General features: G+C 67.3%; 10 protein-coding genes. 1 reads left to right on the top strand and 9 read right to left on the bottom strand.

The genetic code is table 11. The features are described 5' to 3' along the window. From EGJ34_RS18325 to mraZ, 9 genes are all read right to left on the bottom strand, one after another. Positions 1-273, bottom strand: a 273-nt coding sequence (locus tag EGJ34_RS18325) for a glycosyltransferase (protein ID WP_185750237.1), incomplete at its 3' end; no start/stop codon positions are given. After that, positions 270-1613, bottom strand: coding sequence for a putative lipid II flippase FtsW (gene ftsW, locus EGJ34_RS18320; protein ID WP_125361899.1), 1344 nt, complete (start codon positions 1611-1613; stop codon positions 270-272). The genes ftsW and EGJ34_RS18325, both read right to left, overlap by 4 nt. Beyond that, the gene (gene mraY, locus EGJ34_RS18315) at positions 1613-2698 is read right to left on the bottom strand and encodes a phospho-N-acetylmuramoyl-pentapeptide-transferase (protein ID WP_125361898.1); all 1086 of its coding nucleotides are present in this window, start codon (positions 2696-2698) and stop codon (positions 1613-1615) included. Before mraY ends, ftsW begins: the two co-directional genes overlap by 1 nt. Beyond that, positions 2688-4082: a UDP-N-acetylmuramoyl-tripeptide--D-alanyl-D-alanine ligase gene (murF, locus tag EGJ34_RS18310; RefSeq protein ID WP_125361897.1), complete on the bottom strand. Its 1395-nt coding sequence runs from the start codon at positions 4080-4082 to the stop codon at positions 2688-2690. The genes mraY and murF overlap by 11 nt, the downstream gene beginning before the upstream one ends. Next, a complete protein-coding gene (locus EGJ34_RS18305; RefSeq protein ID WP_125361896.1) occupies positions 4079-5581 on the bottom strand; it encodes a UDP-N-acetylmuramoyl-L-alanyl-D-glutamate--2,6-diaminopimelate ligase in 1503 nt (500 codons plus the stop codon). Before EGJ34_RS18305 ends, murF begins: the two co-directional genes overlap by 4 nt. After that, complete coding sequence (locus EGJ34_RS18300; protein WP_125361895.1) at positions 5578-7422, bottom strand: penicillin-binding transpeptidase domain-containing protein; 1845 nt, start codon at positions 7420-7422, stop codon at positions 5578-5580. Before EGJ34_RS18300 ends, EGJ34_RS18305 begins: the two co-directional genes overlap by 4 nt. Then, positions 7419-7682, bottom strand: coding sequence for a cell division protein FtsL (ftsL, locus tag EGJ34_RS18295; RefSeq protein ID WP_125361894.1), 264 nt, complete (start codon positions 7680-7682; stop codon positions 7419-7421). Before ftsL ends, EGJ34_RS18300 begins: the two co-directional genes overlap by 4 nt. Further along, the gene (rsmH, locus tag EGJ34_RS18290; protein ID WP_125361900.1) at positions 7679-8644 is read right to left on the bottom strand and encodes a 16S rRNA (cytosine(1402)-N(4))-methyltransferase RsmH; all 966 of its coding nucleotides are present in this window, start codon (positions 8642-8644) and stop codon (positions 7679-7681) included. The genes ftsL and rsmH overlap by 4 nt, the downstream gene beginning before the upstream one ends. A gap of 14 nt (positions 8645-8658) precedes the next feature. Further along, positions 8659-9105 carry a division/cell wall cluster transcriptional repressor MraZ gene (gene mraZ, locus EGJ34_RS18285; RefSeq protein WP_125361893.1) on the bottom strand — a complete coding sequence of 149 codons (447 nt, stop codon included), beginning with the start codon at positions 9103-9105 and terminating at the stop codon, positions 8659-8661. 325 nt (positions 9106-9430) lie between these two features. Between mraZ and EGJ34_RS18280 the strand changes: the two genes are divergently transcribed. Beyond that, on the top strand, positions 9431-9695 hold a 265-nt coding region (locus tag EGJ34_RS18280; protein WP_148100518.1), incomplete at its 3' end, for an NRDE family protein.

Below are 9695 nucleotides of genomic sequence, written 5' to 3'. Positions count from 1 at the left end.
GATCAGGAAGCCGGCGGCGCGGATCGCGCGCAGCAGGCGGCCCGGCGCGGTCAGCAGCGCCAGCTTGCCCTTGCCACGCAGGCCGCTGATCGCCAGCGTATCAATGTGGATGTCGTGCTGCGGCACCAGGCGCGTTTCCATGCCCCCGTCGCTGCCCAGCCAGGTCACCGGAATACCGCGCGCGCGCAGCACCCGGGCCACGGCCAGGCCGGGGAAGATGTGACCGCCGGTGCCACCGGCCATGATCAGGACAGGACGTTCGGAGGCGCTCATCCCATCCTCCCGAAGGTCGGTTCAATGCGCTGCTGCATGCGACTGGTGCCGCGTGCGCTGCTGTTGCGCGCGCTGTTGTCCGGAGCGGTGTCGGTGTAGGCATTGGCCGGGCGGCTGCCCTGCACGGCTGCCGCGACTTCGCTGGCGGTCGGTCCGGTGTGGACGGGTTCGTCGCCCTCGGCGGCCCCCATGCGCACGGCCTGGCGGCGCTCGGCGCGCTCCAGCTCATAGGACACGCGCAGCAGCAGGCCCATCGCCACGCAGGTCATCAGCACACTGGAGCCGCCCGACGAGATCAACGGCAGGGTCAGCCCCTTGGTCGGCAGGATGCCCAGGTTCACGCCAATCGACACAAAGCTCTGCATGCTGATCCACAGCGCAATACCGAAGGCGATGTAGCCGGAGAAGTGGCGCTTCATTTCCACGCAGCGCATCCCGATCCAGAACGCACGGCCGACCAGCACCGCATACAGCGCGATGATCACGCAGGTGCCGAGGAAGCCAAACTCCTCGGCGGTCACCGAAAAGATGAAGTCGGTATGCGCTTCAGGCAGGTAATACAGCTTCTGCACCGAGTTGCCCAGGCCAACCCCGGTCCACTCACCGCGGCCCACCGCCATCAGCGCGTTGGTCAGCTGATAGCCGTCGCCCTGCTGGTCAGCCCACGGGTCCATGAACGAGGTGATGCGGCGCAGGCGATACGGTTCGAAGATGGCCAGCGCGCTCATCGCGGCCAGGCCGAGCACTGCCGGCATCGACATGCGCAGCATGTTCACCCCGCCCAGCACCAGCATGCCGGCGGTGATGCCAAGCAGCAGGGTGGACGAACCGAAGTCAGGCTGCAGCAGCAACAGCACCACCAGCGCGCCGGCCACGCCCTGCGGCTTCAGCATCGCCGGCCAGGTGGCGTTGACCTCGTCGCGGAAGCGGACCAGATAGCTGGACAGCCACACGATGTACAGCACTTTGACCGCTTCCACGGTCTGGAACTTGGAGATGCCCAGGTTGATCCAGCGCCGTGCGCCGTTGACGCTGCTGCCCAAGCCGGGGATGAACACCACCACCAGCAGCGCGAAGCAGCCCAGCAGCAGCATCTGGTTGTACTGCTCGATGCTCTTCAGCTCGGTGCGCATGGCCAGGATCGCCAGACCCACGCCGACCGCCAGGAAGATCAGATGGCGGTTGAGGTAGTAGAACGGGCTGCTCATCAACGCGATCGAGCTCGACGCGACCATCACCACGCCCACACCGGTCAGCGCGATGATCACGCCCAGCAGCCACGGATCGAAGCGGCCTCCGATGGCTTCAAGACGGGTTGCCTGGCGCGACAGGTCATTCATCAGCGGACCTTCAACGTGGCCAGGCCAATGAGCACCAGCACCACCGAGATGATCCAGAAGCGCACGATCACGCGCGGCTCCGGCCAGCCCTTCAGTTCGAAGTGGTGGTGGATCGGGGCCATCTTGAACACGCGCTTGCCGGTCAGCTTGAACGAAGCGACCTGGATCATCACCGACAGCGTTTCAATCACGAACACGCCGCCCATGATCACCAGCACCAGTTCCTGGCGGGTGATCACCGCGATGGTGCCCAGCACCGCGCCCAGCGCCAGCGCGCCGATGTCGCCCATGAACACCATGGCCGGATAGGTGTTGAACCAGAGGAAGCCCAGACCGGCACCGGCGATCGCGGCGCAGATGATGATCAGCTCGCCCGCGCCCGGAATCTGCGGGATCTGCAGGTAGTTGGCGAACACCACGTTGCCCGAGGCATAGGCAAACACGCCCAGGCCGCAGGCGACCAGCACGGTCGGCATGATGGCCAGCCCGTCCAGACCGTCGGTCAGGTTGACCGCGTTGGAGAAGCCGACGATCCAGAAGTAGGCGATGGCCACGAAGCTGATTCCGGCCAGCGGCAGTGCCACCGACTTGAACATCGGGATGTAGAAGGTCAGCTGGGCCGGCACATCCGCGGTGTAATACAGGAACAGACCGGCGGCCAGCCCGAAGATCGACTGCAGCAGGTATTTCCAGCGCGAGGCCAGACCGTTGGGGTCGCGGCGCACGATCTTGATCCAGTCGTCGTACCAGCCGATGACGCCGAAGCTCAACATCACCGCCAGCACCAGCCACACATAGTGGTTGCGCAGGTCGCCCCACAGCAGGGTGGACAGGGTGACGGTGAGCAGGATCAGCGAACCGCCCATGGTCGGCGTGCCGGCCTTGGAGAAGTGGGTCTGCGGGCCGTCCTTGCGGATCGGCTGGCCGCCCTTGAACTGGGCGAGCTTGCGGATCACCGCCGGGCCCAGCCACAGCGACAGGAACAGCGAGGTGAGCGCGGCGAGGATGCCTCGGAACGTCAGATAGCCGAACAGCCCGAACAGGCTCTCCAACTGCTGCAACCATCGGGCCAGTTCAAGCAACATGGGGGCTTTCCTCTCCTCGCGCCAGCAGCGCTTTTACGATCTTGTCCATCGCGCTGCCGCGCGAACCTTTCACCAGGCAGCGCACGCCGGCGTGCAGTTCCCCGGCCAGTGCGGCGGCCAGGGCGTCATGGGTGGAAAAATGCCGACCGCCTTCACCGAACGCGGTGGAAGCGGCTTCGCTGAGCGGCCCCAGCGTGTACAGTCGCTTGAGCCCGGCCGCGCGGGCGCGCTGGCCGGCCTGCGCATGCAGTGCCGGACCGTCCGGACCCAGTTCGCGCATGTCGCCCAGCACCAGCCAGCCCTCGTCCCTGCCGGTGGCCAGCGCGTCGATCGCGGCCGCCAGCGAACCGGGGTTGGCGTTGTAGCTGTCATCAATCAACACCGCGCCGCCAGGCAGCGTGTGTGCGATCTGACGGCCCGGCACCGGCTCGGCGTTGCCCAGTCCGGTCGCCACCTGGGCCAGCGGGATGTCCGCCGCCAGGGCCAGGCTGGCAGCGGCCAGGGCATTGCTGATGTTGTGCCGGCCCGGCAGCGCCAGCGAGATGTCCGCCGTGCCAACCGGGGTGTGCAGGGTGAACTGGCTGCCAGTGGCGGTCATGCGGATACTGCGCGCGGTGATGTCGGCGCTGTGGTCCAGGCCATAGCGCAGCACACGGCTCCGCGGCGGATGGCCGACCACGTGCTGCTCGAACCACGCGGCGTACGCGTCATCGGCGTTGATCACCGCCACGCCGTCAGCCGGCAGGGCAGCGTAGATCGCGCCCTTGGTGGTGGCCACGCCCAGCAGGCTTCCCATCCGCTCCAGGTGCGCCGATGCGATGTTGTTGACCAGCGCGTACTGCGGCCGGGCGATGTCGGTCAGATACGCGATGTCACCCGGCTTGCCAGCTCCCATCTCGTAGATGGCGAAGTCGGCGTCTTCCGGGGCGTCCAGCACCGCCAGCGGCAGGCCGATCTCGTTGTTGCGGTTGCCCGGATTGGCGTAGACCACCTTGTGGTCCTCGCGCGCCACCTGCTGCAGGATTGCCAGCAGCAGGGTCTTGACGCTGGTCTTGCCGTTGCTGCCGGTGATCGCGAACACCGAGGTGGCACGGTCGCGCTGCATGCCCGCGGCGATGCGCGCCAGCGCCACTTCGGTGTCGGCCACCACGACCTGCGGCACGGCCACGTCGAGCAGGCGTTCGACCAGCATGGCACTGGCACCGCGCGCCAGCGCATCGGCGGCAAAATCGTGCCCGTCGAAGCGCTCACCGCGCAGTGCCACGTACAGGCTGCCGGGTGCGAGGGTGCGGGTGTCGTTGCTGACCGCGTCGACCACGGTGTCGTCGCCGTGGATTTCGCCGCCGGCCCAGTGGGCGATCAAAGAGAGGGGGGTGCGCTTCATTCGGCCTGCTCCGCGTTCTGCTTCAACAGGCCTTCCTTCGCGCTCAGGGCAGCCGCGGCCACCAGGGTGTCGTCGAAATCGTGCTTCACGCCGCGCACTTCCTGATAAGGCTCGTGGCCTTTGCCGGCAATCAGCACGATGTCACCGGCACCGGCCAGCTTCACCGCCAGACCGATCGCGCGCGCGCGGTTGCGCTGCACGGTCACTGCATCAGGTGCGGCAAGTCCCGCCAGGATGTCGGCCACGATCACGTCGCCGTCCTCGCCGCGCGGGTTGTCGTCGGTGACGATCACCTGCTGGGCCAGACGCTCGGCGATCGCGGCCATCTGCGGGCGCTTGCCGGTATCGCGCTCGCCGCCACAACCGAACACGCAGAACAGACGGCCCTGCAGATGGCCCTGCAGGCTGTGCAGCGCCTGCTCCAGCGCATCCGGCGTGTGCGCGTAGTCGACCACCACCGTTGGCAGACCCTGTTCGCCGCCGAGGCGGTTCATGCGCCCGGGAATCGGCTGCAGCTGCGACAGCAGCGCGGCGATGTCGGCCGGCGCGTGGCCCAGTGCATGCAGCGTGCCGGCGACGCCGAGCAGGTTATCCACGTTGAAGCGGCCCAGCAGTGGCGACTGCACGGGGTGGCGCGCGCCCGCGACCACGAGGTCGAAGGCGATGCCGCGGCCATCCAGCGTGATTGAATCCGCGCGCAGCGTTGCCTGCTGCGCACCCCGCGAGCTCAGTCCGATCTGGGCCACGCCCGGGTCGACGGTGCGCAGCAGCTCGCTGCCGAAGCTGTCGTCCAGATTGACCACCGCGGCCTTCAGACCCGGGCGGTGGAACAGCTTGGCCTTGGCCGCGCCGTAGCGCGCCATGTCGCCGTGGTAATCCAGATGGTCACGGGTGAGGTTGGTGAACACCGCCACGTCGTAATGCACGGCGTCCACGCGGCCCTGGTCGAGCGCGTGCGAGCTCACTTCCATGGCCACCGCGCGCGCGCCCTGGTCGCGCAGCTGCGCCAGCACTTCGTGCATCTGCAGTACCAGCGGGGTGGTGAAGCCGGTCGGCACCACGTCGCCATAGAGGCCGACACCGAGCGTACCGATGCTGCCACTGCGGGTGCCCAGCAGGTGCCAGGCCTGGGCCAGCAGCTGCACGGTGGAGGTTTTGCCATTGGTGCCGGTGACCCCGACCATGGTCATCGCCCGCGACGGGTGACCGTGGAACTGGTCGGCCATGGCACCCATGCGGCCACGCAGACCGGGCACGGCAATGGCGTCGACCGGAGCCGGCAGCTCGGCCGGGGCCGGCGGATCAAACAGAATGGCGGCCGCGCCGGCGGCCCTGGCCTGCTCGACAAAGCCCAGCCCATGCGCGCCAAAGCCGGCAATGGCCACGAAGGCATTGCCGGGGCGCACGGCACGGCTGTCCAGCACCAGGCCGGTGATGGCGGGGTCGTGGCGCAGCGCCACGTCGGGAATCAACTGCGAAAGCAACATCGTATGGCTCATTGCGTGCCTCCCTGCGGGGGCGGCAACGGGGCATGCACGGTGGGCAGCGCGGCATCGATTTCGGCGGCGGCGTCGAGCGCATTGGCCGCCTCGGCCGGCGGGGTCGGCAGCGATGACGCCGCATGCCCCAGCTTTCCGGACTGCTGGGCGGCCAGCCAGGCATCGATATCGTCCGGCTGCACATCCATCAGGCGCAGCGCGCCCTGCATGACGTTGTGGAACACCGGTGCCGACACCAGGCCACCGTAGTACTTGCCGGCCTGCGGGTCGTTGATCACGATCACCGTGGCGAAGCGCGGGTTGCTCGCCGGCACCACGCCCGCGAACAGGGAGTTGTAATGACCCCGCTCATAGCCGCCCGGACCGGCCTTGCGTGCGGTACCGGTCTTGCCGGCCACGTGATAGCCCAGCACGGCCGCGCCCTTGGCACCGCCCTGGGTGACCACGGTTTCCATCATCGCCACGACTTCGCGGGCGACCTTCTCGTCGATGATCTGCTTGCCTTCGTTGTGCTGGCCCTTGACGAAGGTCGGCGCGATCAGCTTGCCGCCATTGCCCAGTGCCGAGTACGCGGTGGCGATCTGCAGCGGGGTGACGTTCAGGCCGTAGCCGTAGGACATGGTGGTCTTGGACGGGCCGCTCCAGCGCGCCGGGCGCGGAAACACGCCAGCGGATTCCCCGGGGAACCCGCTGTTGGGCGAGGAGCCATAACCAAAACTGTGCACCGAATCGTAGAACGCCTGGTCGGGCATCTTCGCGGCGATCTTGGCCGCACCGATGTTCGAGCTGCGGGTGATCACGCCGGTCACGTTGAGCACGCCGTTGTTACGCGGCACGTCCTTGATGGTGTAGCGGCCCAGGCTCATGTAGCCCGGGTTGGTGTCGATGATGGTGTCCTTGGTGACCGCACCGGTCTGCAGCGCCGAGGCGATGGTGATCGGCTTCATGGTCGAGCCCGGCTCGACCAGGTCGGTCACCGCGCGGTTGCGGCGCGTATCCGGTGCCGTGCCACCGACCGAGTTCGGGTTGTAGGTCGGCAGGTTGACCATGGCCAGGATCTCGCCGGTGGCCACATCCATGATCACCATCGAGCCGCCGGCGGCCTTGTTTTCGATCAGCGCGTTGCGCAGCTCCTTGAACGCCAGGAACTGGATTCGGCGGTCAATGCTGAGGGTGAGGTCCTTGCCCGGCTCAGCCGCGCGCAGCAGGTCGCTCTCCACCGTTTCGCCCTTGCGGTTGCGGATGACCCGCTTGGCACCGGGCTTGCCGCGCAGCCACTCGTCGAAGGCCAGTTCCAGCCCTTCCTGGCCACGATCATCGATGTTGGTGAAGCCGAGCACGTGCGCCATCGCCTCACCCTGCGGGTAGAAGCGACGGAACTCGCGCTGCGAGGCCACGCCCGGAATCTTCAGGGCGACCACTTTTTCCGCATCGTCGGGGTTGATCCGGCGACGCAGGAACATGAATTCCTTGTCCGACTTCTGCGACAGCTTCGAGCTGAGCTCGTCCAGCGGCATGCCCAGCGCGGTGGCCAGCTCGGGAATGCGGTCAGGCGCGCGCAGCAGTTCCTGCGGGTTGACCCAGATCGAGGCCACCGGCGTGGAGACCGCCACCGGCTCGCCGTTGCGGTCGGTGATCATGCCGCGCGAGGTGTTGATCGGCAGCTCGCGCAGGTAACGGGCTTCGCCCTGGCGCTGGTAGAAGTCGCTGTTGATGATCTGCACGTAGGCGGCACGGCCGACCAGCGACACCGAGCACAGCCCAAGCGCCAGCCCCACCCACTGCAGGCGGCGGCGCAGGTTGAAGCTGTTGCGTGCGCGGTTGCGACCGGAGCCGTTCATGGGCGCACCACCACGACGTCATTGGCTTCCGGGAACTTCATGCCCAGGCGCTCGCGTGCCACCCGGTCAACGCGGGTGGCTTCGGCCAGGGTGGCCTGCTCCAGCTGCAGGCGGCCGAACTCGATGTTCAGTTCGTCGCGCGCGCGCTCGGCGCGCGACAGCTCGACGAAGGTCTGCCGGTGACGGTGGCGCATGAACACGACACCAATCGCAGAGGCGATGGTGGCGGCCAGCAGAATCACCAGCAGCAGGCGACTCATGCCGCCTCCCCGCGCTTTTCGGCCACGCGCAGCACCGCGCTGCGCGAGCGCGGATTGACCGCCAGCTCATCGTCCTCGGCCTTGATGGCCCCACCGATCAGGTCCAGCGTGGGCACGAAGGCCTGCTGCTCGGGCAGCCGGCGGTTGGCCGGCGGAGCCTTGGCATGGCGGTTCATGAACTGCTTGACGATGCGGTCTTCCAGCGAATGGAAGCTGATCACCGCCAGACGGCCCCCGGGCTTGAGCCGGGCCATCGCCGCGTCCAGGCCGGCTTCAAGGTCGGCCAGCTCGCGGTTGATATGGATGCGGATGGCCTGGAAGCTGCGCGTGGCCGGGTGGATCTTGTCCTTGCCGCGCGGCATCACCGACGCGATCAGGTCGGCCAGCTGGGCGGTGCGGGTCAGCGGCTGGCTGCTGCGCCTGGCCACGATGGCGCGGGCGATGCGCCGGCTCTGGCGTTCTTCGCCGTACGTCCACAGCACGTCGGCGATCTCGCGCTCTTCGGCGCTGGCCAGCCATTCGGCGGCGCTCTGGCCGCTGTCCGGGTCCATGCGCATGTCCAGCGGGCCGTCCTTGCCGAAGCTGAAGCCGCGTTCGGCCACGTCCAGCTGTGGCGACGACACGCCCAGGTCGAACAGCACGCCGTCCAGGCCTTCGGCGGTGGCCGGCCAGTGCAGCAGGTCGGCGAAGCTGCCACGGAAGATGGAGACGCGCGGGTCCGGCGCGAAATCGCGCTCGGCTACCGCAATTGCCTCCGGATCCTTGTCCATGACCAGCAGCGCGCCTCCCGGACCGAGCTGCTCGAGCACGCCGCGGGCATGACCGCCACGACCAAACGTGCCATCGAGATACCGTCCGTTTTCGATCACCCTCAGGCCATCCAGGACCTGGGTGTACAGAACCGGCAGGTGTCCTGCCGGCGACTGCGACACCGGGTGACCGGCCTGCGCGCCGCCGCGCATCCGGGCACCCCGGCTCACAACTTCAGGTCGAGCAACCCATCGCCCAGATCCTCGTCAGACAACGTCTGCTGGATCAACGCGCGATGAGCCTGCTCGCTCCACAATTCGAATTTGTCGCCCATGCCGAGCAACACCGCCTTCTTTTCAATGCCAACGGCACCACGGTGGCTGGCGGGAATGCTGATGCGGCCGTTGCCATCCAGCTCCAGATGCGCGGCCGAACCGACCAGCTTCTGCTGCAGGAGGCGCACGACGCGCTGCGTGTTGGGCTTGGACATGACGTCGTCACGAACCCGTTCCCATTCCGCCTCGGCATACAGCCACAGGCAGCCGGACTCGAACGGGTTGTAGGTCAGGACCAGGCGGTTGTTGCTCACACGCGCAACGAGGTCGCGATGCGCGGTCGGAACCGCCATGCGCCCTTTGTCGTCAACTGTGATGGCCGTCTCGCCCTGGAACACGACGCCTGCACCTTTCCTTCGCCCGGTGAAACATTGAACCACGAAAAACCACAAAAAACCCGGTTTTCCCTCTGTTGCCCACCTTAGCAGTGCCGTTCGGGTTGTCAACATCTTTCCGAGCGGCAAATCGCCTTGGACATCAAGGGCTTGCAGCAATGTTTAGAGACTTGTTCAAGGCTTATCCACAAGTTGCTGTTTCGTCTCAAATTTTGAGATTGAACAGAAGTTCAGTCCCGTGCAGGCCTTGTGAAACCTGGACTCGCATTCATGCCCGACGCGGCGTCGACCAGCGCGCGCTTGCGCAAAAACCGCCACAATCCGCCCCATGTGTCTGCTCACCCTGGCCTGGAAGGTCCACCCCCGCTGGCAGTTGCTGATGGCCGGCAACCGCGACGAGTTCCACGCACGCCCCACCGCCCCGCTCGCGGTGTGGCCCGCGGGCGACGGCGCATTGAGGGCCGGTCGCGACCTGCGATCGGGCGGCACCTGGGCCGGCATCACCGACACCGGCCGCATGGCCGTGGTCACCAATGTCCGCGACCCGCTGGTCACCCAGGCCGGCCCGTCGCGCGGCGCGCTGGTCGCCCGCT

It is taken from the genome of Stenotrophomonas sp. 278 (genome assembly GCF_003935715.1).
GTDB lineage: Bacteria > Pseudomonadota > Gammaproteobacteria > Xanthomonadales > Xanthomonadaceae > Stenotrophomonas > Stenotrophomonas maltophilia_AH.
The sequence above is the reverse complement of the archived record's forward strand: the minus strand, read 5'-3'. Positions and strand labels throughout refer to the sequence as shown.

Coding starts and splice junctions, on each gene's coding strand:
- rsmH (WP_125361900.1), bottom strand. CDS start 8,644: ATGCGCGGCGGCGCGCAGGCCGGTCACCCGGTGTCGCAGTCGCCGGCA.
- EGJ34_RS18300 (WP_125361895.1), bottom strand. CDS start 7,422: ATGAACGGCTCCGGTCGCAACCGCGCACGCAACAGCTTCAACCTGCGC.
- EGJ34_RS18305 (WP_125361896.1), bottom strand. CDS start 5,581: ATGAGCCATACGATGTTGCTTTCGCAGTTGATTCCCGACGTGGCGCTG.
- ftsL (WP_125361894.1), bottom strand. CDS start 7,682: ATGAGTCGCCTGCTGCTGGTGATTCTGCTGGCCGCCACCATCGCCTCT.
- murF (WP_125361897.1), bottom strand. CDS start 4,082: ATGAAGCGCACCCCCCTCTCTTTGATCGCCCACTGGGCCGGCGGCGAA.
- mraY (WP_125361898.1), bottom strand. CDS start 2,698: ATGTTGCTTGAACTGGCCCGATGGTTGCAGCAGTTGGAGAGCCTGTTC.
- ftsW (WP_125361899.1), bottom strand. CDS start 1,613: ATGAATGACCTGTCGCGCCAGGCAACCCGTCTTGAAGCCATCGGAGGC.